The organism is Serpentinimonas barnesii, from assembly GCF_000696225.1.
Classification (GTDB): domain Bacteria; phylum Pseudomonadota; class Gammaproteobacteria; order Burkholderiales; family Burkholderiaceae_C; genus Serpentinimonas; species Serpentinimonas barnesii.
This window is the reverse complement of the sequence record NZ_BAWN01000030.1, coordinates 1-23,471: the sequence shown is the minus strand read 5'-3', so window position 1 is coordinate 23,471 and position 23,471 is coordinate 1. Positions and strand designations below refer to the sequence as shown.

Here is a 23,471-nt window from a genome sequence, read left to right as displayed (position 1 = left end):
CGTTCTACAAAGTGGCCCACGTCGGTGGCCACACCGATACGTAGTGCGTCGCTTGGCCGGCGGCATCGCGCAGCGCCGCCACGCTTTGCTCGCAATGGTAGAGGCTGCCGTCTTTGCGCCGATTGGTGAATACGGTTTTGAAAGTTTGGCCGCGCTCCAAGCTGCTGCGCAGAGATTGGTAAAAATCCGCCCCATGCATGCCGGAATGCAGCAATTGCCCAGGCTTCTGGCCCAGAATATCGGCCTGCGTGTAACCGCTGAGCTCGGCAAAGGCGCGGTTGGCATACATCACGCGCTGCTGCGCGTCGGTGATCAACACCGACGAGGGCGCGGCGTCCAGCGCCATACCCAGCAGCGCCTGCATTTCTTGCGCCTGCAGCAACTGGGTGATGTCGTGCTGAATCGAGATGTGGTGCGTGACTTGGCCCAGATCGTTGTAAACCGGCGAGGTTTTCCATTCGACGTGGTAGGTGCTGCCGCCTTTGCGGTAGTTGATGGCCCGGCCTTCAAAGCCCCGGCCTGCGGCCAAGCAGCCGCGCAGCCGCTGCAGCACGGCGGGGTCGGTGAGCGGCCCTTGCAGAATGCGCGGGGTTTGCCCGATCAATTCCGCAGCCGAATAGCCCGTCATGCGGCAAAAAGCCGGGTTGCAATAGACGATTTTGCAGCCGCCCGGCCCCAAGTCGGCATCGGTCAGGACGATGGCGTTGTAGGCATGCGCCAAGGCGGCTTCAAACAGGCCGGCTGGCAACCCAAGCCCAGCCGCTGCGGGGAGGTTCATTGCGGTGCGGGCCAGGTGACGGGGGGCAGTTGCTCGTACACGGGGCGCGCAAACAAATAACCTTGGAAATAGGACACACCCAAATTGCGCAGGGCTTGGAATTCGGCTGGGGTTTCGATGCCTTCGGCGATCACCTCGATATTTAATGCCCGGCAGACACCAATAATGCCGGTGACAATCGCTTGGCGTACCGGGTCTTGGTCGATGTGGCGCAGCAAGGCCATGTCGAGCTTGACGATATCGGGCTGAAACTCGGCCAGCAGATTGAGGCCGGAATAACCCGCGCCGAAATCGTCGATGGCGGTTTGAAAGCCCTGGCGCTGGTATTCTTTGATGATGCGCTTGAGGTGCTCTTTGTCAACCAGTTGTTCGTTTTCGGTGATTTCAAAAATCAGCCGCTCAGTGGGAAAACCAAAACGCTCGGCAGCTTGCAAGGTGGCACGGATGCAGGTGGCCGCCTCATAGACGGCGTTGGGCATGAAATTGATGCTCAAAAAGCAGGGCAGATGCAGCTTGGCCGCCAACTCCACCGCCTTGACGCGGCAGGCCTGATCAAACTGGTAGCGATTGCTTTCGTTGATTCGGTTAAGCACCTCAAGGGCGCTGCCGTCGCCTATGGGGCGCACCAAAGCCTCGTAGGCGTACACTTGCTTGGAGCGCGCATCCACGATGGGCTGAAACGACATGCTAAACTCGAAACCGAGTTCCGGCTGGTCTTGGCAGCGATTGCATGGGGGGAGTTTGGGCGACATCTCAACATTCATGCAAAACATTCTAAGCCCTAAACAGCTGGGAATGCGCAAACCAAGCCGACAGCCCTTGGTGGGCGCAGCGCACCATGAACAGGTGCGACGCCATCATGCGCCGTGGGGCGCTGCAATTGGGTTTTATGCCTGCGGCTCAGGCTGTGCCGCCGCCCCGCAGCGGCTGTGTTTGCCCAGCACGCCAACCAATTGGCCGTAAATGCGCGGGTTGGCGGCCATGCATTCGCGCTGCTCCAAAAAGTCGGACTCGCCAGTGAAGTTGCCCACCAAGCCGCCGGCTTCGGTGACCAGCAGCGCACCGGCGGCCACGTCCCAAGGGCTTAGGCCGGTTTCGAAAAACCCGTCGGCAAACCCGGCCGCCACGTAGGCCAAATCGAGCGCAGCCGAGCCGGGGCGGCGCACACCGCGCACTTTGGGCATGACCTCGCCCAGCATCTGCAAAAAGTGCTGCATCGAATCACCCGGCCTGAAGGGGAAGCCGGTGCTGACCAGGCATTCGCTCAACTGGGTGCGCTTGGCGACGCGGATGCGGCGCTCGTTGAGGTAGGCGCCGCGGCCGCGGGTGGCGGTAAAGAGGTCGTTGCGGGTGGGGTCGTAGATCACGGCCTGCTCCAGCTTGCCATGCACCTGCAGCGCGATGCTGACGCAATAGACCGGGAAGCCGTGGATGAAGTTGGTGGTGCCGTCGAGCGGGTCGATGATCCAAACGAAGGCGCGGTCGCGCCCCTTGCCCTCGCGCCGACCCGACTCTTCGGCCCACAGGCCGTGGTCGGGGTAGGCCTCGTGCAGCGTGGCGATGATGGCCTGCTCGGCGGCTTGGTCGACTTCGGTGACGTAGTCGTTGGTTTGCTTGGCCGACACGCGCACCGACTCGATGTCGAGCGCGGCGCGGTTGATCAGGTTGCCGGCAGCGCGAGCGGCCTTGATGGCCACGTTGAGCATGGGGTGCAGGTGCGGGGAGGTCATGATTGTGTAGGAGCGCAGGGTGGGGGCGCGATGGCCGCTGGATATCGGGCATTTTAACGGGGCGGGGCTGTAGACGCACAATACCGTGTCCCGCCGATATTGCACCCTATCCCTTGAGCCCATGCGCCCCAGCCAGATTGCCACCCGTTTCATACTGATCGAACCCAGCCATGCGGGCAATGTGGGGGCGGTGGCGCGCGCCCTGAAGGTGATGGGCTTTGCCGACTTGGTGCTGGTGCGGCCGCGCTGGGCCGATGTGTTGCAGCGCCCGGAGGCGCAAGAGCGCGCCAGCGGTGCCACCGATGTGCTGGCTGCCGCGCGGGTGCTGGGCTCGCTCGACGAGGCGCTGAGCGGCATCACGCACCTGTGCGCCACCGCCATGACGGCGCGCGACTTTGGCCCGCCCAGCCTGGCCCCGCGCGAGCATTTGAGCGCCTGGGTGCGCACGCTGGAGGCTGGGCGGCTTGATTTCGATGAGGCTGCTGGTGAAGCTGCCAGCTTGCAGCCTAGGGCTTGGGCCGAAGCGGCACCTGCGCCAGCCGCAGCCGGGATCGCGTTTCTGTTTGGCCCGGAACGCTATGGCCTGAGCAACGCCGATGTATACCGCTGCCACGCCAGCCTGCGCATCCCGACTGCGCCCGGCTACGGCTCGCTCAATCTGGCCGCTGCGGTGCAACTGATTGCCTACGAATGGCGGCTGGCCCTGGGTGGGTTCGATTCGGGCACACAGGAGGCAGCGCACACCGCCGCAGCGCCGCCGCCCCACGCAAGCGAAGCCCCCGCCGACGCCGCCGCCATAGCCGCCGCGCTGGCGCACTGGCAAGAGGCGCTGGTGGCGCTGGAGTATCTGGACCCGGCCGCGCCCAAAAAACTGCTGCCGCGCCTGAACCAGTTGCTCAACCGCGCCCAGCCCACACAGTCCGAAATCCATATCTTGCGCGGGGTAGCGCGGGCGGCCTTGCGCCTGGCAGAGCGGGCCAAAGGGTAGACTGCGGGGCTATGTTTGCCCGACTCAAGTCCGACCTCGATTGCATTCTGGAGCGCGACCCGGCGGCGCGCTCGCGCTGGGAGGTGCTCACCTGCTACCCCGGCCTGCACGCGCTGCTGCTGCACCGCATTGCCCACGCGCTCTGGGGCCGGGGCTGGAAGTGGCTGGCGCGCTGGCTGGCGCACTGGAGCCGCTGGCTCACCGGCATCGAAATCCACCCCGGCGCCACTATCGGGGCACGCGTTTTCATCGACCACGGCATGGGGGTGGTGATCGGCGAGACGGCCGAAATTGGCGACGGCTGCACCATCTACCACGGCGTCACGCTGGGCGGGGTGTCGCTGCACAAGGGCGCCAAGCGGCACCCGACGCTGGGGCGCGATGTGGTGATTGGGGCCGGGGCCAAGGTGCTGGGCGGCTTTGTGGTGGGCGACGGCGCGCGCGTGGGCAGCAACGCGGTGCTGACCAAGGCCGTGCCACCTGGGGCCACCGCAGTGGGCAACCCGGCGCGCATCATTTTGGCCGAGGCCGATGCCCGGCGCGAAGAAGTGGCCTCAAAGATGGGCTTTTCGGCCTACGGCATCACACAAAACGACGACCCGCTCAGCCAGGCACTGCGCGGCCTAATCGACAGCGCCGCCAGCCAAGAGCACCAGATCGCGCTGCTGTGGCAGGCGCTGGAGCAGTTGTCGGCCCGCCAAGGCCAGCCGCTGCCGCCCGACGCCGCGCGCCTAGAGCAGTTCAAAGCCCAAAAGCTCAACGATCTGGTGGGCAAGTAGGGTGCTGCGCGCTGAGTCAACGCCGGGCCGCTCCCAAGTTGACTCACCCCCCTCGGGGGGCGGCGGCGGGGTTTTCCCGCCGCCCGGGGGCGCTGAGTCAACGCCGGGCCGCTCCCAAGTTGACTCACCCCCCTCGGGGGGCGGCGGCGGGGTTTTCCCGCCGCCCGGGGGCACTTTTAGGCCTGAAGGCCGCGCAAACGGCGGGGTCGGTTTCCAGATACGGCCCGCCGATCAGGTCGATGCAATAGGGCACGGCGGCAAAGATGCCGGGCAGCAGCACGCGGCCACCGGGCTCGCGCAGGCCTTCGAGCGTTTCGGCGATGCTCTTGGGCTGGCCCGGCAGGTTGATGATCAGGCAGCGCCCGCGCAGCACCGCCAGCTGGCGCGACAAAATCGCCGTCGGCACAAAGCGCAGCCCGATCTGGCGCATCTGCTCCCCAAAGCCGGGCAGCTCGCGCTCGGCCACATCGCGCGTGGCCTCGGGCGTGACGTCGCGCGGAGCCGGCCCGGTGCCGCCGGTGGTGAGCACCAGCGCGCAGCCCGCTTCGTCGGCCAGCTCGATCAGGGTCTGGCTGATGCGCTCGCGCTCATCGGGAATTAGGCGCGCTTCGAACTGCAGCGGGTTGCGCAGCGCCCGGCGCAGCCAGTCTTGCAGCGCCGGCAGGCCTTGGTCGGCATAGACGCCGGCGCTGGCGCGGTCGCTCACCGAAACGAGGCCGATGCGCACCGGCTCCAGCGCGCTCATGCGGCCCCCTGCGGCTGCGCCGGGGGTGGGGTGGCGCTATCGTCCTCGGTCGGCTCCAGACCGGCGCGCAGCAGTTGGTAGATCTCGCGAAAGCTTCTGCCCTGGCGCGGCGCTTGCCCGGCGCGCTCGGCGCTGGCCTGGGCCTGCGCGTCTTTGCGCGCCTGGCGGATTAAAGTGCGCAGGTGCTGCAAATCGGTTTGCGGGGCGATTTGCAGCCACGCATTGAGCGCCTCGTCCTCGGCCAGCAGGCGCGTGCGCCATTGCTCGGCCTGGTGCAGGCGCAGGGTGTCGGCGGCGCTGCCGTGGTGCTGCTCGGCCAGCGCCTGCTCCACCGCCTGCACGGTGTCGCTGTCGAGCCGGCGCATGAGCTTGCCGATGTACTGCATCTGGCGCCGGCGGCCTTCAAAGTCGGTAATGCGCCGTGCGGCGTCGAGGGCATCGAGCAAGCCGCTGGGCAGCGCCAGCCGGTCGAGCAGGGCGCTGCGCAGGCTGAGCAGTTGCTCGCCCAGTTGTTGCAGGTGTTCGCTGTGTTTTTTGAGGTCGGTGCGGCTGGTTTCGGTGTCGCCTTTGAGTTCGCGCTTGAGTTCGTGGTCCAGTTCGCTGCCCTCAGCAACGAAGTGGCCTTTGACGTAGTAGCCTTTGGTGGGTTTGCGTGCCATCCGGCTATCATAGCGCCCAGCATGAAAAAATCCCGATCCCCTGCGCCGGCCTCGGTGCCGGCCCCCTTGGCCGCCCCCAGCGCCCCCTACCCCGAGCCCGAAGCGGGTTTTCAGTACCACCGGCAGCAGTTCGAGGCCTTGGCCGATCTGGCCCTGCAGCACGCCAAGCAGCTCGGGGCCGTCGATGCCGCGGTGGAGGTCTCTGAAGGCGCGGGCCTGAACGTCTCGGTGCGCATGGGCGAGCTGGAAAACGTGGAGCGCAACCGCGACAAATCGCTCGGCGTCACGGTCTATATCGGGCAGCGCCGGGGCAACGCCTCCAGCTCCGATTTCAGCCCGCAAGCCATCCGCCAGGCGGTGCAGGCCGCTTACGACATTGCGCGCTTCACCGCCGAAGACCCGGCCGCCGGCCTGCCCGATGAGCAGGACGTGGCCAACGACGCGCCCGAGCTGGAGCTGTTTCACCCCTGGCCTATAGCCGCGCCCGAGGCGCAGCAGCTGGCCTTGCGCTGCGAAGCGGCGGCGCTGCAAACCAGCAAAAAAATCCGCAACAGCGAAGGCGCTGCGGTGTCGGCGCAGCAGTCGCATTTTTACGCCGAGCACATGCGCGGTGGCGAGCGCGGGCGCGAAGGCATCTTTCGCGGCGGCTACGCCAGCTCGCGCCACAGCCTGTCGGTCTCGCCCATCGCGGGCAAGGGCGCGCAGATGCAGCGCGACTACTGGTACAGCTCGATGCGCAGCCCAGCCGACCTGGCCAGCCCGGAAGCGGTGGGCCGCTACGCCGCCGAGCGCGCGCTGGCGCGTTTGGCGCCCCGCAAGATCGCCACCACCGAATGCCCGGTGCTGTTCGAGTCGCCGCTGGCGGCGGGCTTGCTGGGTGCCTTTGTGCAGGCCATCAGCGGCGGCGCGCTGTACCGCAAAACCAGTTTTTTGACCGACAGCCTAGGCCGCCAGGTGTTCCCCGGGCACATCGATTTGTACGAAGACCCACTGATCGTGCGCGCCAAGGGCAGCGCCCCCTTTGATAGCGAAGGCGTAAAAACCGTGGCGCGCCAGGTGCTCAGCGGCGGCTGCGTGAAGGGCTATTTTTTGGGCAGCTACTCGGCGCGCAAGCTCGGCATGCGCACCAGCGGCAACGCGGGCGGCTCGCACAACCTGTATTTGCGCAGCCGCCTGACCCAGCCCGAAGACGATCTGCCTGCCATGCTGCGCCGCTTGGGCACCGGCTTGTTCGTCACCGAGCTCATGGGCCAGGGCGTGAACTACGTGACCGGCGACTACTCGCGCGGGGCCAGCGGTTTCTGGGTAGAAAATGGCGAAATCGCCTACCCGGTGCAGGAAATCACCATCGCCGGCAACCTCAAAGACATGTTCCTGGGGCTGGCCGCCATCGGCTCGGACGAATTTGCCTTTGGCTCCAAAAACGTGGGCTCGGTGCTGATCGAGCGCATGAAGGTGGCTGGTAGCTGAGCCACCCTTTAAACCGGCAGCGCAGCGGCCCGCACCGGCTCGCCCCACAGGCGTGAGATCAGCCCCGAGGCGTGGGCGCAGTCGCCGCTGCTCCAAAACCGGGTGCTGCCAGCGGCTGCGGTTTGCGTGGTCTGATTTTGAGCGGCCTGCAGCGGCAAGCGGCGCTGCAACTCGCGCGCCACGGCGGCGGCCGGGTCCAGCACCTGCACCCCGGGGCCGGCGCGCTGCTCGATCAGGGGGCGCAAAAAGGGGTAGTGGGTGCAGCCCAGCACCAGCACATCGGCGCCTTGCGCCAGCAGCGGCTCCAAGCAGGCGGCCACTGCGGCCTTGGAGGCGGCGCCATCGAGCTCACCGCGCTCCACCATTTCCACCCAGCCCGGGCAGGCTTGGGCCAGCACCCGCACCGGCCCCGCGTGAGCAGCGATCAGGCGCGCCAAGCCGGGGCTGCGCACGGTGTTCTGGGTGGCCAGCACGCCCACGGTGCCGCTGCGGGTGGCGGCCACGGCCGGCTTGACGGCGGGCTCGATCGCCACCAGCGGCAGTTGCGGAAATTGCTGGCGCAGCGCCTGGATCGACAGGCCGGTGACGGTGTTGCACGCCACCACCACCGCCCGCACCTGCTGTGCCACAAAAAAACCGATGATGCGCTCGGCCCGCGCCTGCACCTGCTGCACCGCCTTGTCGCCATAGGGGGCGTGGCCGGAGTCGGCCACGTACAGCAGCTCTTCGGACGGCAACAGGGCGCGGATTTCGCGCAGCACCGACAGGCCGCCGACGCCGGAGTCGAACACGCCGATGGGTTGCGGGGCCTGGTTCATGCCGGGTGCAGCGGGCTTGGCGCCCACACCCGATTGGGGCCGGGCATGCCAGGCGGCCTCAACGCGCCAGCGCGGCTTTCACGGCCGCCGACACCTGGCCCATGTCGGCTTGGCCAGCCAGTTGCGTTTTGGCCGCAGCCATCAGCCGGCCCATGTCGGCCGGGGTGAGGGGGCGCCCCAGTTCGGCCGTCAGCGCCTGCGCGAGGGCCTCCACGGCGCTGGCCACGGCAGCGGCGCTCAGGCGTTCGGGCAGGTAGGCTTGCAACACCAGGGCTTCGGCCTGCTCCAAGTCGGCCAGGTCGGTGCGGCCGGCCTGCTGGAAGGCGGTGATCGAATCTTTGCGCTGTTTGAGCAGCTTGTCGATCACGCCGACCACGGCGCCATCGTCGAGCACGATGCGCTCATCGACTTCGCGCTGCTTGATCGCCGCCAGCAGCAGCCGGATGGTGCCCAAGCGGGCGCTGTCTTTGGCGCGCATGGCGGCCTTCATGTCGTCGCTGATGCGGTCTTTGAGTGACATCGTGGTGCGCTTTCTTGAGGCAGAATGGACAAAACCCGCTGGAGTGTGCTCGAGCGGGCTTTGAAGGGAGTGGCACAGCGGTGCGGCAGGGCGCCGACAGTCGCTGTGCGACAGCGCTCAGTACATGCGCTTGGGCAGTTGCATCGAACGCACGCGCTTGTAGTGGCGCTTGACGGCGGCGGCCTTCTTGCGCTTGCGCTCGGCGGTGGGTTTTTCGTAGAACTCGCGAGCGCGCAAGTCGTTGAGCAGGCCCAGTTTTTCGATGGTGCGCTTGAAGCGGCGCAGAGCGACGTCGAACGGTTCGTTGTCTTTAACGCGGATGGTGGTCATTAGCCAAAAATTTCCAAGATTGCGCCGCGCCGACTCTGGGGCAAGATCGGGGCCCCAGACCGTGCTGCAGCAAGGGTTCCCCGTCTTGTGGTGGATCAAGGCCGACGGGGGTTTGCCAGCAAAAGCAGCATTATATGCAGCCTAGCCGGGCAAGGGAAGGGCCGGGTGTGTGTTTGGCACTACAGTGCGTTTGCAGGAGGCAATTTAAATGTTTGAATCGGCAGAAATTGGGCACCGGGTCGAGAAGGAGCGCTGGAAGCAGGAGTCGGCGCGCCTGCGCCATGCCCTGTTGCAGGCGCAGTACCGCTTGCTCAATGAAGGTCGCACGGCGGTGCTGATTTTGGTCAACGGCGTCGATGGGGCCGGGCGCGGCGAGACCGTCAACACCTTCAACGAATGGATGGATCCGCGCCACATCCGCACCGAGGCCTTTGGCCCCCTAACGCCCGAAGACCGCAAGCACCCCGAGATGTGGCGCTTCTGGCAGGTGCTGCCGCCCAAGGGCCGGATCGGGATTTTTTTTGGCTCCTGGTACACCGACCCGGTGGTCACTTACGCCCGGGGCGGCGAAACCCACGCCCGCTTCGTGCAGCGGCTGGAGCGCATCCGCCAGTTCGAGCGCATGCTGGTTGCCGAAGGGGTGGTGCTGGTCAAGCTGTGGTTTCATCTGTCCAAACCAGCGGCCAAGGAGCGCCTGAAAACCCTGCAATCCGACCCCAAAACCGCTTGGCGCGTCACGCCCCAAGACAAGGACAACCTCAAGCACTACGAGCGCTTCATCGAAGTCAGCGACGAGGCGCTGCGCAAGACCAGCTTGGGTGCCGCCTCGTGGCTGGTGATCGAAGGCAGCGACCCGGCCTACCGCACCCTGAGCGCCGCGCAGCACCTGTTGCAGGCCATGCAGGGCGCGCTGGATCGTCCCAGCGCAGCCGACTGTGCCGCAACGCAATCGGGGCAGGTCGGCGCCGCCGACCGGGTGCTGCAGCAGCCGCCCTTTCTGGCGCTCGATTCACAGAGCCTGCTCAAGGCGCAGGACTACACGCGCAGCCTCAAGCGCAGCGCCTACGAGGACGAACTCGAACACTGGCAGGGCAAGCTGGCCTTGCTCAGCCGCGATGCGCGCATGCAAAAGCGGGCGCTGGCGCTGGTGTTCGAGGGCATGGATGCAGCCGGCAAGGGCAGCACCATCCGGCGCATCACGCAGGCGCTGGATGCGCGCTTTTACCGCGTGGTGCCGGTGGCGGCCCCGAACGAGAACGAACGCGCCCAACCCTATCTGTGGCGCTTTTGGCGCTACATCCCGGCTTTGGGCAAATCGGTGATCTTCGACCGCTCGTGGTATGGCCGGGTGCTGGTCGAGCGCGTCGAAGGCTTGTGCACATCCGCCGACTGGATGCGCGCCTACGGCGAGATCAACGAGTACGAAGAAGAGCTGTGCGATGCCGGGGTGGTGATCGTCAAAATCTGGCTCGCTATCACGCCCGAGGAGCAGTTGCGCCGCTTTAAGGAGCGCGAGCAGACGGTCTACAAGAACTTCAAGATCACGCCCGAAGACTGGCGCAACCGCGAGAAATGGCCGCAGTATGAGCGCGCCGTCGAGGAGATGATCGACCGCACCTCGACCCAGGTGGCACCTTGGCACATTGTGGCCAGCGACGACAAGCAATGGAGCCGCATCGACGTGCTGCGCCACCTGTGCCAGCGGCTGGAGGCGGCGCTGTAGGGGGGCACGGGGGTCAACAGGCGGCTAGGGTTGGATCAAGGCGCAGGCCGCTGCCCGCCGCTGCAGCGCCGGTGCCCGGCTAGGTCGAGCCGGTGCGCCACGCCTTGGTAGCCGTGCGAGCGCAGCAGCTCGGCCACGGCATCGGCCTGATCCCAGCCGTGTTCCAGCAGCAGCCAGCCGCCGGGCTGCAAATGGGCGTAGGCGCTGGCGATGATTTCGCGCAGGTCGGCCAGGCCATCGGGGCCGGACACCAGCGCCTGCTGGGGTTCGTGGCGCAAGGCGGCCAGGTGCGGGTCGGCGGCGCGGATGTAGGGCGGGTTGCTCACGATCAGCCCTAGCCAAGCAGGGGGCGGCTCGGGGGCGTGGTCGGCTGCTGGGGTGGCTAGGGCGCAATCTGGGGCGGCTGGGTTGGCTGGGCCATCTGCCGTGGGCCAGCCGCGCAGCCAGTGGCCGTGGCGCAGGCGCAGTGGCAGGCGCAGCCGCTCGGCGTTGGCGCGCGCCACGGCCAGCGCGTCTAGGCTGGCGTCGAGCGCCCACACCTGGGCCTGGGGCCGCTGCTGTTGCAGCGCCAGCGCAATGGCGCCGCTGCCGGTGCCCAAGTCGAGCACGGCCGCGGCCTGGCCTTGCGGCAGCAGTTCCAGCGCCCAATCGACCAGGGTTTCGGTGTCGGGGCGCGGGTCGAGCACGCGCGCATCGATTTGCAGCGCCAGGCCGTAGAACTCGCGCTGGCTGGTCAAATAGGCCAGTGGCTCGCCGTTCAGGCGGCGTTCGATGAGGGCGCGGTAGCTCAGGGCGGCGTCGGCGGGCAGGGCGGCGTCGCCATGCGCCAGCAGCCAGGCGCGCTCGTGCGGCCCGCGCTGCAGCGCGTGCAGCAGCAGCAACTGGGCTTCCAGCCGGGGCAGCCCGGCTTGCTGCGCGCCTTGCAAGGCGGCTTCGAGGTTGCCTTGGCTCTGGTCCGGCACCCGGCTCACGCCAGCGCCCCGCGCTCGCTCTGGGCGGCGCGCTGCTCCAGTTCGCCCAGCAGCTCGGCTCCGCGCGCCAGCCGCAGCGCCTGCAGCAGCTCGTCCAGATCGCCCTCCAAGATTTGCCCCAGCTTGTAGAGCGTGAGGTTGATGCGGTGCTCGCTCAGGCGCCCCTGCGGGTAGTTGTAGGTGCGGATGCGGTCGCTGCGGTCGCCGCTGCCGATCAGGCCCTTGCGCTCGGCGGCTTCGCGGCTGGCCCGTTCGCTGCGCTCTTTTTCCTGCAAGCGCGCTTGCAGCACCTGCAGCGCCTTGGCCTTGTTGCTGTGCTGGCTGCGCCCGTCTTGGCATTCGGCCACCAGGCCGGTGGGCAGGTGCACCACGCGCACGGCGGAGTCGGTTTTGTTGATGTGCTGGCCGCCGGCGCCGCTGGCGCGGAAGGTGTCGATGCGCAGATCGGCCGGATTGAGCGTGATGGCCTGCGTCGGGTCGGGCTCGGGCAGCACCGCCACGGTGCAGGCGCTGGTGTGGATGCGCCCTTGCGCTTCGGTGGCGGGTACGCGCTGCACCCGGTGCCCGCCCGACTCGAAACGCAGCGTGCCGTAGGCCCCGTGGCCCTCTAGGCGCAGCACCAGTTCTTTGTAGCCGCCGAGTTCGGCCGGGGTTTCGCTGAAGGGTTCAACGCGCCAGCCCTGGCGCTCGGCAAAGCGGGTGTACATGCGCGCCAGGTCGCCGGCAAAGAGCGCGGCTTCGTCGCCGCCGGTGCCGGCGCGGATTTCAAGGAAGGCGTTGCGCGTATCGTCGGGGTCGCGGGGCAGCAGCAGGGTTTGCAACTCGGCCTCTAGCTGCGCTAGGTCGGCTTGCAGTTGCTCGGCTTCGAGCTGCGCCAGCTCGGCCAGTTCGGGGTCGGCATCGCTGCTCAAGGCCAGCGCGTGCTGCAGCGCGGCCTCGCACTCGAGGTAGCGCCGGTAGGGCTGCACCACGCCATCGGCCTCGGCGTGTTCGCGGCTGAGCTGGCGAAAGCGCTCGCGGTCGGCCACGGCGTCGGGCGCGCCCAGCAGGGCGTCGAGCTCGTGCAGGCGCAGCCGCTGGCGCTCCAGCGTGTGGCGAATAAAGGGTTTCACAGGCGGCCGGGCCCGCGCAAAAACAGGCGCGAGACCGCCTCGGCGGTGGCGGCGCGGGTGTGTTCGTCGCCGGCGTGCAGTTCGGCCAGTGGGCCGTGCAGCATTTTTTGCGTCAGGCCGCGCGCCAGCGCTTGCAGCACGGCCTCGGTGTCTTCGCCGCGCGCCAGCCGCTTGCGGGCGCGTTCGAGTTCGAGTGCGCGCCAGTCTTCGGCCTGGGCGTGCAGATCGCGGATCAGCCCGACCACGCCCAGCGTCGGGTCGCGCTGCTGCAGCCAGTGCATAAAGCCCTGCACCCCGGAATCGATGATGGCCTCGGCCTGCGCCACAGCAGCCTGGCGGTGGTCTTTGCCGTTTTGCACCACGTGGGCGAGGTCGTCCACGGTGTAGAGGTAGACATCGTCTAGCCCCTTGACTTCGGCCTCGATGTCGCGCGGCACCGCCAGGTCAACCATGAACATCGGGCGGTGGCGGCGCTGCTTGAGCGCGCGCTCAACCGCCCCAAGCCCGATCAGCGGCAGGGTGGAGGCGGTGCAACTGATGACGGCGTCGAACTCGTGCAGGCGGTTGGGCAAGTCGGACAGGCGCAGCGCCTCGGCACCGAAGCGGCTGGCGAGCTTTTCGCCGCGCTCGAGCGTGCGGTTGGCAATCGCCATCGAGAGCGGCTGCTTGGCGGCAAAGTGGGTGGCGGCGAGTTCGATCATCTCGCCTGCGCCGATGAACAGCACCCGAATCTGGCGCAAATCTTCGAACAACTGGCCCGCCAGGCGCACCGCAGCGGCGGTCATGCTGATCGAGTGCGCGCCGATGGCGGTGCTGCTGCGCACCTGCTTGGCCACGGCAAAGGAGCGCTGGAACAACTGGTGCAGGGTGCGGCCCAAGGCCCCGGCCTGCTCGGCGGCGCGCACCGCGTCTTTCATCTGGCCCAAAATTTGCGGCTCGCCCAGCACCATGGAATCGAGCCCGCTGGCCACGCGAAAGGCGTGCCGGGCGGCGGCGTCGTCGTGCAGCACGTAGGCGTGGTGCAGCAACTGCTGTGGGCTCACGCTGCCGGTTTGGGCCAACCAGTGGATGGTGGGTTCGAGCGCCACGTGCTCGGCGGCGCAGTAAATTTCGGTGCGGTTGCAGGTGGAAAGCAGCGTGGCTTCGGGCTGCTGCGCAAGGCCAGCGCGAAAGCGCTGCAGGGTGGGGGGCAGTTGGTCGAGCGCGAACGCGAACCGGCCGCGCAAATCGAGCGGCGCGGTTTGATGGTTGATTCCTAGCGCCCAAACTGCCATAAGGAACGGATTATAAAATCGCTGTGACCCAGGCGGCTTGCCATGGGCCAATCGTTTTGACGATGAGCTTGATCGCCGGTTGCGGCCCCTCATTTTTTGCTCGATTTTGAGCGGGATTTTCAGCCTCCTGCGTGGGCCTGCGTGGCGACACTTTTATGAGCTTCTTTGACGGCCTGCTGCACCTGTTCAATTTTTTTCTGCCCGCCTTGGGCATGGCGGCGCTGCTGGCCCCGGCGCTGGTCTGGGGCCAGGGCGCGGGCAGCCGACGCGGCGCACGCTTCAAAAGCCTGCTGCTGGGCTGGCTGGCCTTGTCGGCCTTGGGTGCGCTGGTGCTGCTGGCTGGGCTGTGGTGGCATGGTCGCGATGGCCGCATGGCCACCTATGCGGCGCTGGTGGTGGCGCTGGGCTCGGCCGTGGCCTACTGGCGTTCGCGCTAGCCCAGCCCAGCCCGCACCCGGTCCATGCCCTTGCGCCGAGCAGGCACAGCCAACGCTGCCCCGGTGAGCCAGGGGGCGCTGCGTTAATATCGCCAACCCCGTCCGATGCTTTGGCCTTTATGAACGCTCCGACCCCGATGCAGCATCTGCTTGCCGCCGCCGATGCGCTGCCGCGGCTGCGCGAAATTCCCTACAACTACACCTCGTTTTCCGACCGCGAGATCGTGATCCGGCTGCTCGGCGCGCGCGCCTGGGAGGTGCTGAATCAGTTGCGCCAGGAGCGCCACACCGGCCGCTCGGCGCGCATGCTCTATGAGGTGCTGGGCGATATTTGGGTGGTGCAGCGCAACCCCTATCTGCAAGACGACCTGCTCGACAACCCCAAGCGCCGCGCTGCGCTGGTGCAAGCGCTGCAGCACCGCCTGTGCGAAATCGAAAAACGCCGCCGCCCGCTCGAAGACGGGGCCCGCGACGCGCTGGTGGGCGAGCTGCTGGCGGCGGCGCAGCAGGCGGTGCGCGCCTTCGAGCGCCGATTCGCAGAAATGGCGGCCCTGCGCCAGCGCGCCATCAAGGCGCTGCGCCGCCACACCGCGCGCGACAACATCAAGTTCGACGCCCTGAGCCGCGTCAGCCACGTCACCGACGCCACCGACTGGCGCGTCGAATACCCGCTGCTGGTGCTCACGCCCGACAGCGAGGCCGAAACCGCCGCCTTGGTGCGCGCCTGCATCCAGCTCGGCCTCACGCTCATTCCGCGTGGCGGCGGCACCGGCTACACCGGCGGCGCGGTGCCGCTGTGCTGGAACAGCGCCGTCATCAACACCGAAAAGCTCGAAACCCTGAGCGCCGTCGAGCTGCGGCCGCTGCCCGGCGTGGCGCAACCCGTGCCCACGATCTGGAGCGAGGCCGGGGTGGTGACGCAGCGCGTGGCCGACGCCGCCGAGCGCGCCGGTTATGTGTTCGCGGTGGATCCGACCAGCGCCGAAGCCTCCTGCGTGGGCGGCAACATCGCCATGAACGCGGGCGGCAAAAAAGCCGTGCTCTGGGGCACGGCGCTCGACAACCTGGCCAGTTGGCGCATGGTCACGCCCGAGGCGCAGTGGCTGGAGGTCACGCGCCTAGGCCATAACCTAGGCAAGATTCACGACGCCGCCGTGGCCAGCTTCGAGTTGCAGTACTTCGAGGCCGACGGCAAAACCCTGATCCGCACCGAGCGGCTCGACATCCCCGGCAGCACCTTTCGCAAGGCCGGGCTGGGCAAGGACGTAACCGACAAGTTTCTGGCCGGGCTGCCAGGGGTGCAAAAAGAGGGCTGCGACGGACTCATCACCAGCGCGCGCTGGGTGCTGCACCGCATGCCAGCGCACACCCGCACCGTGTGCCTGGAGTTTTTTGGCAACCCCAAAGACGCGGTGCCCAGCATCGTCGAAATCAAAGACTACCTCGACTCTTTGCAGCACAGCCCCACGCCGGTGTTGCTGGCCGGGCTGGAGCACCTGGACGACCGCTACCTCAAGGCGGTGGGCTACAGCACCAAGAGCAAGCGCGGCGGCCTGCCCAAGATGGTGCTGATCGGCGACGTGGTGGGCGACGACCCCGATGCCGTGGCGCACGCCACCAGCGAGGTGGTGCGGCTGGCCAATGCCCGCAGCGGCGAAGGTTTTGTGGCCGTGAGCGCCGAGGCGCGCAAAAAATTCTGGGCCGACCGCAAGAAAACCGCCGCCATCAGCCGCCACACCAACGCCTTCAAGGTCAACGAAGACGTGGTGATTCCGCTGCCGCGCATGGGCGAATACACGCTCGGCATCGAGCGCATCAACATCGAGCTCAGCCTGCGCAACAAGCTCGAACTGGCCGATGCGCTGCTGGCCTTTTTTGACCGCACCACGCTGCCCCTAGGGCCAGTGGAAGACGCCGCCGACCGGCCCAGCCCGGAGCGGGTGCAAGAGCGCGCGCAACAGGCCCAGGCGCTGATCGAGGGCGTGCGCGCCCAGTGGCAAGGGTGGCTCGATGGGCTCGATGGCTTTGCCAGCCCAGAACACGGCAATGGCCTGGATGCCCTCGATGCCCACGCTGCGCTCGATGCCCTCGACGGCACCGAGGCCGCGCCTGCTGAGCGCAGCAGCTTCGAGCCGCTGCAAGAGCAGCGCTGGCGCGCCAGTTGGAAAACCCAAATCCGCGCCCCGCTGCGCGAGCTGTTTACCGGCAGCGTCTGGGCCCCGGTGCTGGCCGAATGCGAGGCCATCCACCAGCGCGTGCTCAAGGGCCGGGTTTGGGCGGCGCTGCACATGCACGCCGGCGACGGCAACGTGCACACCAACATCCCCGTCAACAGCGACGACTACGCCATGCTGCAAACCGCGCACGAGGCGGTGGGGCGCATCATGGCGCTGGCGCGCAGCCTCGACGGCGTGATCTCGGGCGAGCACGGGATTGGCATCACCAAGCTCGAATACCTGAGCGAGGCCGAGCTGGCCCCCTTTGCCGATTACAAGCAGCGCATCGACCCCGAAGGCCGCTTCAACCGCGGCAAGCTGCTGCGCCACGGCCCGCTGTTCGAGCAGCCCGAGCAGCGCCGCGCCGACCTCAGCCAAGCCTACACCCCGAGCTTTGGCCTGATGGGCTACGAGTCGCTCATCATGCAGCAAAGCGACATCGGCGCCATTGCCGATTCGGTCAAAAACTGCCTGCGCTGCGGCAAGTGCAAACCGGTCTGCGCCACCCACGTGCCGCGTGCCAACCTGCTCTACAGCCCGCGCAACAAGATTTTGGCCACCTCGCTGCTGATCGAGGCCTTTTTGTACGAGGAGCAGACGCGGCGCGGCATCAGCCTGCGCCACTGGGAAGAGTTCGAAGACGTGGCCGACCACTGCACCGTCTGCCACAAGTGCCTCACACCCTGTCCGGTCAAGATCGACTTTGGCGACGTGACCATGAACATGCGCAACCTGCTGCGCAAGATGGGCAAAAAGAGCTTCCGGCCCGGCAACGCGGCGGCCATGTTCATGCTCAACGCCACCCGGCCCGAGACCATCCGGCTGGCGCGCACGGCCATGGTGGGAATCGGCTTCAAGGCGCAGCGCTGGGCCCACGGGCTGCTCAAGGGGCTGGCGCGCAAGCAGACCAGCGCCCCGCCCGCGACCCTCGGGCCAGCGCCGATCAAAGAGCAGGTGATCCACTTCATCAACAAAAAGCTGCCCGGTGGCCTGCCCAAGAAAACCGCGCGCGCCTTGCTCGACATCGAAGACAAGGCCTACGTGCCCATCATCCGCGACCCGCGCGCCACCCACAGCGACACCGAGGCGGTGTTTTACTTCCCCGGCTGCGGCTCCGAGCGCCTGTTCAGCCAGGTGGGGCTGGCCACGCAGGCCATGCTCTGGCACGCCGGGGTGCAAACGGTGCTGCCGCCGGGCTACCTGTGCTGCGGTTACCCGCAGCGCGGCTCGGGCCAGTTCGACAAGGCCGAGCAGATCATCACCGACAACCGGGTGCTGTTTCACCGGGTGGCCAACACGCTCAACTACCTCGACATCAAGACCGTGGTGGTGAGCTGCGGCACCTGCTACGACCAGTTGCAGGGCTATCAGTTCGAGCAAATTTTCCCCGGCTGCCGCATCATCGACATCCACGAATACCTGCTGGAAAAGGGCATCACCCTGCCAAGCCAAGGCGCCTACCTGTTTCACGACCCCTGCCACAGCCCGATGAAGCTGCAAGACCCGCTCAAAACCGTGCAGGCGCTGGTGGGGCCCACGGTGCTCAAGGCCGAGCGCTGCTGCGGCGAGAGCGGCACGCTGGGCGTGACGCGGCCCGACATCTCGACCCAGGTGCGCTTTCGCAAAGAGCAGGAGCTGCGCCAGAACGCCGCCGACCTGAGCGCGTTGGCGCAGCAAAACGGGGTGGTGCCAACCGCAGGAGCGACCAAAATCCTCACCAGTTGCCCGAGTTGCTACCAGGGCCTGAGCCGCTTTGGCGACGACCTCGGCAACGGGCTGCTGGAAGCCGACTACATCGTGGTGGAAATGGCGCAGCAAATTTTGGGCCCCAACTGGCTGCCCGACTACGTGGCGCGCGCCAACGCCGGGGGCATCGAGCGGGTGCTGGTGTGAGCGCGGGCCCCGAGCTGATCTGCCCCTTGTGCGCGCACGAGGGCGGGGTGCTGCTGCTGCGCCAGCACAAATTGCGCATCGTGCGCGTGGCGGGTGCGCCCGATGCTGCGCTGCAGCCCGGTGTGCAGCCCGACGCGCTGGCCGAGGCCTTCCCGGCCTACTACCGCGTGATCTGGAATGCCCACGTGGCCGAATGGTCCGACCTGAGCGAGGCCGAGCAGGGCTTGTGCATGCGCGCCGTCAGCGCCGTCGAGCGCGTGCTGCGGCACCAGTTGCAGCCCAGCAAGATCAACCTGGCGGCGCTGGGCAACGTGGTGCCGCACCTGCACTGGCACGTGCTGGCGCGCTTCGACTGGGACAGCCACTTCCCGGCCCCGGTCTGGGCCGCCGCCGCGCGCCCGCCGCCGGCCGAGCGCTTGCACGCGCTGCGCCAGCGCCTGCCGGCCTGCGACGCCGCCATCGCTGCGCTGCGCCTGTGAGGCCCGGCTCAGGTGCCCGTCATCCAAAACCGTTAGCATAGCGCCCCATGAGCCAAACCCATTTCGGATACGCCGCCGTCGAGGAACAAGACAAGGCCCGCCACGTGCGCGCCGTGTTCGACTCGGTGGCGCCGCGCTACGACCTCATGAACGACCTCATGTCGGGCGGGCTGCACCGGCTCTGGAAGCGCTACGCGGTGGCGGTGGCCAATGTGCAGCCAGGCCAGCGCGTGCTCGACCTGGCTGGCGGCACCGGCGACTTGGCGCGCGCCTTTGCGCCCCTGGTGCAACCGGGCGGCGTGGTGGTGCACACCGACATCAACGAAGCCATGCTGCGCGAAGGGCGCGAGCGCCTGCTCGATGCCGGCGTGCTGCTGCCCACGCTGGTCTGCGACGCCGAGCGCCTGCCCTTTGCCGACGGCTATTTCGACCTCGTCACGGTGGCCTTTGGCTTGCGCAACATGACGCACCAGCAGCAGGCGCTGCAAGAGATGAACCGCGTGCTGCGCCCGGGCGGCAAGCTGCTGGTGCTGGAGTTTTCCAAGGTGGCCCCGCCCCTGCAGCAGGCCTACGACTGGTACAGCTTCCAGGTGCTGCCCCGGCTTGGTCAGTGGGTGGCGGGCGACGCGGCCAGCTACCGCTATTTGGCAGAATCGATCCGCATGCACCCGGATCAGGAAACTTTGCGCGGCCTGATGCGTCAAAGCGGCTTCGGGCACGTGGATGTGCATAACCTCACGGCTGGGGTGACGGCCTTGCACATGGGTATCAAGTGTTGAATTTTTTAACGAAAGCGAGCGGGACATGAAGTTTTGGTCTATCTTTTTGGCGCTGATGCTGGCGCTCACCTCCTTCGATGCCTTGGCGCAAAAGCGCTTTGGTGGCGGCGGCTCGTTTGGGCAGCAGTCGGGCAATGTGCAGCAGCGCAACGCCGCCCCAGCGCAACCGGCACAAGGCCAGCAGGCTGCGGGCCAGCGCGCCGGTGGCACCCAAACCCCTTCGCGCCCGTGGGGCGCCATGCTCGGTGGCTTGGCCGCTGGCTTGGGCTTGGCTTGGCTGGCTTCCTCGCTCGGCTTGGGTGAAGAGTTCGCCACCCTGCTGCTGTTCCTGCTGCTCGGAGTAGCCATTTTGGCCGTGGTGGGCTTGGTGCTGCGCTCGCGCGCCGCCGCTGCGGGCCGCTCGCCCTTTGCCATGCAAGGCGCCGGTGGCCAGTACACCGCGCGCAGCTACCAGCCCGGCAACGTGGGCAACGACGCCTCGGCCCGGCCTTGGGAGCGCAGCCAGAGCGGCTTTGGTAGCAACCCGGCCCCGGCACAAGGTGCTCAATACAGTGGCAACCAAGGCGGCAGCCTGATCGGCTCGGCGCTGGGTGGCTCGCCCTTGGGTGGCAGCCAAAGCTGGGGCATTCCGTCTGACTTCGACACCGAAGGCTTTCTGCGCGCCTCCAAAGCCAACTTCGTGCGCGTCCAAGAGGCCTGGGACCGCGCCGACATCGCCGCCCTGCGCACCCTCATGAGCGACGAAATGGTGGGCCACATCCAGGCTCAGTTGGCCGAACGCAGCGCCGAGCGCGAGCGCAGCGGCGCGCCGGTAGAGCAGAAAAACGAGGTGCTGATGCTGGACGCCAAGTTGCTGGGCATCGAAGACCGCGGCATCGACTACATGGCCAGCGTCGAGTTCTCGGGCATGATGCGCGAAGAAGGCTCGGCCGGCCCCACGCCCATGCGCGAAGTCTGGAACATCACCCGGCCCAAGCAAGGCCCCGGTGGCTGGCTGGTGGCGGGCGTGCAGGCGCTGCAATGAGGTGGCTGCACTGATCTTCAGGCTAGGCCTGTAGGTTCAAGCCGCTTTATGCGCCAAAATCGGGGGGCCATGAAACAGCCCCCTTTTTCTTTTCCGCCGCCGCCCGAGGCGCTGCAGCGCCTGTTCGCCGCCCTGCCCAAGCTGCCCGATTTCCCCGGTCTGCCCGGTCTTGAGGCACTGCCCGAGCCGCCCGATTGGTTGCGCCAGGAACTGCACAACCGCTTGCTGCTGCTGCTCAACCACGTGCTGCAGCAAGAGCCGCAGGCGATGGAGCGGCTGCGGCGTCAGCAAGGCAAGGCGGTGCAGGTGCAGTGGGGGCCGTTTGCGCTCAAGGTGCAGGCCACGGCGGCGGGGTTGTTGGCGCTGGCCGAGCCCGAGGCCGAGCCCGATCTGCGCATCCAACTCACGGAGCGCTCGCCGCTGGCGCTGGCCCAATCGGCCCTGAGCGGTGCCAAGCCGGCGCTCGAAATTCAGGGTGATGTGCAGCTTGCGGCTGAGGTGGCGTGGTTGTTCGACAACGTGCGCTGGGACGCCGAGGAAGACCTCTCGCGCCTGCTGGGCGACGCCGCGGCACACCGGCTGCTGAGCGCCGTGCAGGCTGGCTTGGCCGAGCTCAAGCGCTTTGCCGAGCAGGCGCAGACGCAGGTGCAGGGCGTGGGCCAGGCGCTGGCGCGCGGCTGGCGCAGCCCATCGGCCTTTGGCACCTACACCGGGGCGGGTGCCACTCCCGCACCGGACGCAAGCCCGGCCAGCCCCAGCCCCAGCCCCAGCCCCCCCAGCCCTACGGGCAGCGCCAAGCCCGGAGCCAGCGCGTGATCCGGCGCTTCTTTCGCGGCGCCTTCATCGTCTGGGTGGTGCTGCGCTACGGCCTCGACGAGCTGGTGCTGTCGGGCTTTGACAACCCGCTGCTGGCGCTGCTGCGCCGCGTCATCACCGTCGGGCGCGACCTGCGCGCCCCGCGGGGCCAGCGCCTGCGCGAGGCACTGGAGCGGCTGGGGCCAATCTTCGTCAAATTCGGCCAGGTGCTCTCAACCCGGCGCGACCTGATGCCGCCCGACATCGCCGAAGAACTCGCGCACCTGCAAGAGCGGGTGCCGCCCTTTCCCAGCGCGGTGGCGGTGGCAATCATTGAAAAAGCTTTTGGCAAGCCGCTGCAGCAGGTGTTTGCCACCTTCGAGCAGACCCCGGTGGCCAGCGCCTCCATCGCTCAGGTGCATTTTGCGCAATTGCACGACGGGCGCGAGGTGGCGGTCAAGGTGCTGCGCCCGGACATGCTGCAAGTCATCGAAAAAGACCTTGGCCTCATGCGCGTGATGGCCGGCTGGGTGGAGCGGCTTTCGGTCGACGGCAAGCGCCTGAAACCGCGCCAGGTGGTGGCCGAGTTCGACAAATACCTGCACGACGAGCTCGACCTTATACGCGAAGCCTCCAACGCGGCCCAGTTGCGCCGCAACATGCAAGACCTCGACCTGGTGCTGATCCCGGAAATGCATTGGGACTGGTGCCGCACCGACGTGCTGGTGATGCAGCGCATGAAGGGGGTGCCGATCAGCCAAGTGGAGCGCTTGCGCGCCGCCGGGGTGGACATCCCGCGCGTGGCGCGCGAAGGGGTGACGATATTTTTCACCCAGGTGTTTCGCGATGGTTTTTTCCATGCCGACATGCACCCGGGCAACATCCAGGTCAGCCTCGCGCCCGAGACCTTTGGCCGCCTGATCTCGCTCGACTTCGGCATCGTCGGCACCCTGACGCCGACCGACAAAGAGTATCTGGCGCAAAACTTCACCGCCTTTTTCCGGCGCGACTACAAGCGCGTGGCCGAGCTGCACGTGGAAAGCGGCTGGGCCCCGCCGCACACCCGCATCGACGAGCTCGAAGCCGCCATCCGCGCTGTGTGCGAACCCTATTTCGACCGCCCCTTGAAAGAAATCTCGCTCGGCATGGTGCTGATGCGGCTGTTCCAGACCTCGCGCCGCTTCCAGGTCGAAATCCAGCCGCAACTGGTGCTGCTGCAAAAAACCCTGCTCAACATCGAGGGGCTGGGGCGCGAACTCGACCCCGAGCTCGACCTCTGGAGCACGGCCAAGCCCTTTTTGGAAAAATGGATGCTGGAGCAGGTGGGGCCGCAGCGCCTGTGGCAGCAACTCAAGGCCGAAGCGCCGCTGTACGCCAAGCTGCTGCCCGCCTTGCCCCGGCTGCTGCACGACTATCTGCAGCAACGGCCGACCGATTTGCGGCGCGAGGTGCAAGAGCTGGTGCAAGAGCAGCGCCGCACCAACCGGCTGCTGCAGGGCATCATCTACGGCGGGGTGGGCTTCGTGCTGGGGCTGCTGGCGATGCAGCTTTTTGTGCGGGTGAGCCTGTGGTGAGGCCACCTGCCACCGTGCGCCGGCACAGAGGGCGGGTCGGGCTTGAAGCTGGGGCTTGAAGCCGGGACCCTTGCCCCCAGTTAAAATGGTGGGTTAGCGCCCAGTTCCTCCGTCATTTCCCGATTTGCACAGGTCAACCCATGCCCATTTACGCCTATCAGTGTGAGTCCTGCGGCCACGCCAAAGACGTGCTGCAAAAAGTCTCTGCCGATCCGCTCACCACCTGCCCGGCCTGCGGGGCCGACAGCTTCAAGAAGCAGCTCACCGCCGCGGGTTTTCAGCTCAAGGGCAGCGGCTGGTACCAGACCGATTTTCGCAATGGCTCGGCTGCTGCGCCAGCCGCTGCGGCAGGTGCCGCCAGCGCCGCCCCGGCCGCC

General features: G+C 67.2%; 23 protein-coding genes. 12 read left to right on the top strand and 11 right to left on the bottom strand.

Going from position 1 to position 23,471, the window contains the following annotated elements; translation table 11 throughout:
* Positions 1–4: 4 nt before the first annotated feature.
* The 3 genes from SRAH_RS12850 to SRAH_RS09145 form a co-directional block, all read right to left on the bottom strand.
* Positions 5–778 carry a PAS domain-containing protein gene (locus SRAH_RS12850; protein ID WP_197537872.1) on the bottom strand — a complete coding sequence of 258 codons (774 nt, stop codon included), beginning with the start codon at positions 776–778 and terminating at the stop codon, positions 5–7.
* Positions 775–1,530 (bottom strand): EAL domain-containing protein, encoded by a 756-nt coding sequence (locus tag SRAH_RS09150; protein ID WP_232841030.1) that lies wholly within the window; start codon positions 1,528–1,530, stop codon positions 775–777. The genes SRAH_RS12850 and SRAH_RS09150 overlap by 4 nt, the downstream gene beginning before the upstream one ends.
* Before the next feature lie 135 nt (positions 1,531–1,665).
* Positions 1,666–2,508 carry an inositol monophosphatase family protein gene (locus SRAH_RS09145; RefSeq protein ID WP_029463049.1) on the bottom strand — a complete coding sequence of 281 codons (843 nt, stop codon included), beginning with the start codon at positions 2,506–2,508 and terminating at the stop codon, positions 1,666–1,668.
* Positions 2,509–2,629: 121 nt separating this feature from the next.
* Here SRAH_RS09145 and SRAH_RS09140 point away from each other — a divergent pair, with 121 nt between their 5' ends.
* Together SRAH_RS09140 and cysE are read left to right on the top strand one after the other, a co-directional pair.
* Positions 2,630–3,496, top strand: a complete 867-nt coding sequence (locus SRAH_RS09140) for an RNA methyltransferase (RefSeq protein ID WP_029463048.1) — start codon at positions 2,630–2,632, stop codon at positions 3,494–3,496.
* Between the two features lie 11 nt (positions 3,497–3,507).
* Positions 3,508–4,275, top strand: coding sequence for a serine O-acetyltransferase (gene cysE / locus SRAH_RS09135; RefSeq protein WP_029463047.1), 768 nt, complete (start codon positions 3,508–3,510; stop codon positions 4,273–4,275).
* Between the two features lie 124 nt (positions 4,276–4,399).
* On the opposite strand, the gene mog is transcribed toward cysE, so the two are convergent.
* A complete protein-coding gene (gene mog / locus SRAH_RS09130; protein WP_029463046.1) occupies positions 4,400–5,020 on the bottom strand; it encodes a molybdopterin adenylyltransferase in 621 nt (206 codons plus the stop codon).
* A complete protein-coding gene (gene yjgA / locus SRAH_RS09125) occupies positions 5,017–5,679 on the bottom strand; it encodes a ribosome biogenesis factor YjgA (protein WP_045476978.1) in 663 nt (220 codons plus the stop codon). The genes mog and yjgA overlap by 4 nt, the downstream gene beginning before the upstream one ends.
* A gap of 21 nt (positions 5,680–5,700) precedes the next feature.
* Here yjgA and pmbA point away from each other — a divergent pair, with 21 nt between their 5' ends.
* Positions 5,701–7,149, top strand: a complete 1,449-nt coding sequence (gene pmbA / locus SRAH_RS09120) for a metalloprotease PmbA (protein ID WP_045476976.1) — start codon at positions 5,701–5,703, stop codon at positions 7,147–7,149.
* A gap of 8 nt (positions 7,150–7,157) precedes the next feature.
* Here the strand turns inward: pmbA and murI are convergent, their stop codons facing one another.
* The 3 genes from murI to rpsU all read right to left on the bottom strand — a co-directional run bounded on the left by murI (position 7,158) and on the right by rpsU (position 8,817).
* Complete coding sequence (gene murI / locus SRAH_RS09115; RefSeq protein ID WP_029463043.1) at positions 7,158–7,967, bottom strand: glutamate racemase; 810 nt, start codon at positions 7,965–7,967, stop codon at positions 7,158–7,160.
* Positions 7,968–8,025: 58 nt separating this feature from the next.
* Positions 8,026–8,487, bottom strand: coding sequence for a GatB/YqeY domain-containing protein (locus SRAH_RS09110; RefSeq protein WP_029463042.1), 462 nt, complete (start codon positions 8,485–8,487; stop codon positions 8,026–8,028).
* A 117-nt stretch (positions 8,488–8,604) separates the two neighbouring features.
* Positions 8,605–8,817: a 30S ribosomal protein S21 gene (gene rpsU, locus SRAH_RS09105; RefSeq protein WP_029463041.1), complete on the bottom strand. Its 213-nt coding sequence runs from the start codon at positions 8,815–8,817 to the stop codon at positions 8,605–8,607.
* A 208-nt stretch (positions 8,818–9,025) separates the two neighbouring features.
* On the opposite strand from rpsU, the gene pap reads away from it, so the two are divergent.
* Entirely contained in the window at positions 9,026–10,540 is a 1,515-nt protein-coding gene (pap, locus tag SRAH_RS09100; protein ID WP_029463040.1) for a polyphosphate:AMP phosphotransferase, read from the top strand.
* A 35-nt stretch (positions 10,541–10,575) separates the two neighbouring features.
* Here the strand turns inward: pap and prmC are convergent, their stop codons facing one another.
* The 3 genes from prmC to hemA are packed head-to-tail and all read right to left on the bottom strand — an operon-like array spanning position 10,576 to position 13,897.
* Complete coding sequence (gene prmC / locus SRAH_RS09095) at positions 10,576–11,511, bottom strand: peptide chain release factor N(5)-glutamine methyltransferase (RefSeq protein ID WP_439645548.1); 936 nt, start codon at positions 11,509–11,511, stop codon at positions 10,576–10,578.
* Positions 11,508–12,623, bottom strand: coding sequence for a peptide chain release factor 1 (gene prfA / locus SRAH_RS09090; protein ID WP_045476975.1), 1,116 nt, complete (start codon positions 12,621–12,623; stop codon positions 11,508–11,510). The genes prmC and prfA overlap by 4 nt, the downstream gene beginning before the upstream one ends.
* Positions 12,620–13,897: a glutamyl-tRNA reductase gene (hemA, locus tag SRAH_RS09085; RefSeq protein WP_029463037.1), complete on the bottom strand. Its 1,278-nt coding sequence runs from the start codon at positions 13,895–13,897 to the stop codon at positions 12,620–12,622. Before hemA ends, prfA begins: the two co-directional genes overlap by 4 nt.
* A gap of 155 nt (positions 13,898–14,052) precedes the next feature.
* Here hemA and SRAH_RS09080 point away from each other — a divergent pair, with 155 nt between their 5' ends.
* The 8 genes from SRAH_RS09080 to SRAH_RS09045 all read left to right on the top strand — a co-directional run.
* Positions 14,053–14,334: a hypothetical protein gene (locus tag SRAH_RS09080; protein ID WP_029463036.1), complete on the top strand. Its 282-nt coding sequence runs from the start codon at positions 14,053–14,055 to the stop codon at positions 14,332–14,334.
* Positions 14,335–14,453: 119 nt separating this feature from the next.
* Entirely contained in the window at positions 14,454–18,443 is a 3,990-nt protein-coding gene (locus SRAH_RS09075) for a DUF3683 domain-containing protein (RefSeq protein WP_029463035.1), read from the top strand.
* Positions 18,440–18,922 carry an HIT family protein gene (locus SRAH_RS09070; protein WP_232841029.1) on the top strand — a complete coding sequence of 161 codons (483 nt, stop codon included), beginning with the start codon at positions 18,440–18,442 and terminating at the stop codon, positions 18,920–18,922. The genes SRAH_RS09075 and SRAH_RS09070 overlap by 4 nt, the downstream gene beginning before the upstream one ends.
* 47 nt (positions 18,923–18,969) lie before the next feature.
* On the top strand, positions 18,970–19,701 hold the full coding sequence (gene ubiE, locus SRAH_RS09065; protein WP_029463033.1) for a bifunctional demethylmenaquinone methyltransferase/2-methoxy-6-polyprenyl-1,4-benzoquinol methylase UbiE: 732 nt from the start codon (positions 18,970–18,972) through the stop codon (positions 19,699–19,701).
* Positions 19,702–19,726: 25 nt separating this feature from the next.
* Positions 19,727–20,725: a Tim44 domain-containing protein gene (locus SRAH_RS09060; RefSeq protein ID WP_029463032.1), complete on the top strand. Its 999-nt coding sequence runs from the start codon at positions 19,727–19,729 to the stop codon at positions 20,723–20,725.
* A 69-nt stretch (positions 20,726–20,794) separates the two neighbouring features.
* On the top strand, positions 20,795–21,541 hold the full coding sequence (locus SRAH_RS09055) for an SCP2 sterol-binding domain-containing protein (RefSeq protein WP_045476971.1): 747 nt from the start codon (positions 20,795–20,797) through the stop codon (positions 21,539–21,541).
* Positions 21,541–23,094: a ubiquinone biosynthesis regulatory protein kinase UbiB gene (gene ubiB / locus SRAH_RS09050; protein WP_029463030.1), complete on the top strand. Its 1,554-nt coding sequence runs from the start codon at positions 21,541–21,543 to the stop codon at positions 23,092–23,094. Before SRAH_RS09055 ends, ubiB begins: the two co-directional genes overlap by 1 nt.
* Positions 23,095–23,234: 140 nt before the next feature.
* Positions 23,235–23,471 (top strand): FmdB family zinc ribbon protein (locus tag SRAH_RS09045; RefSeq protein ID WP_029463029.1); only part of this gene is annotated, 237 nt, incomplete at its 3' end.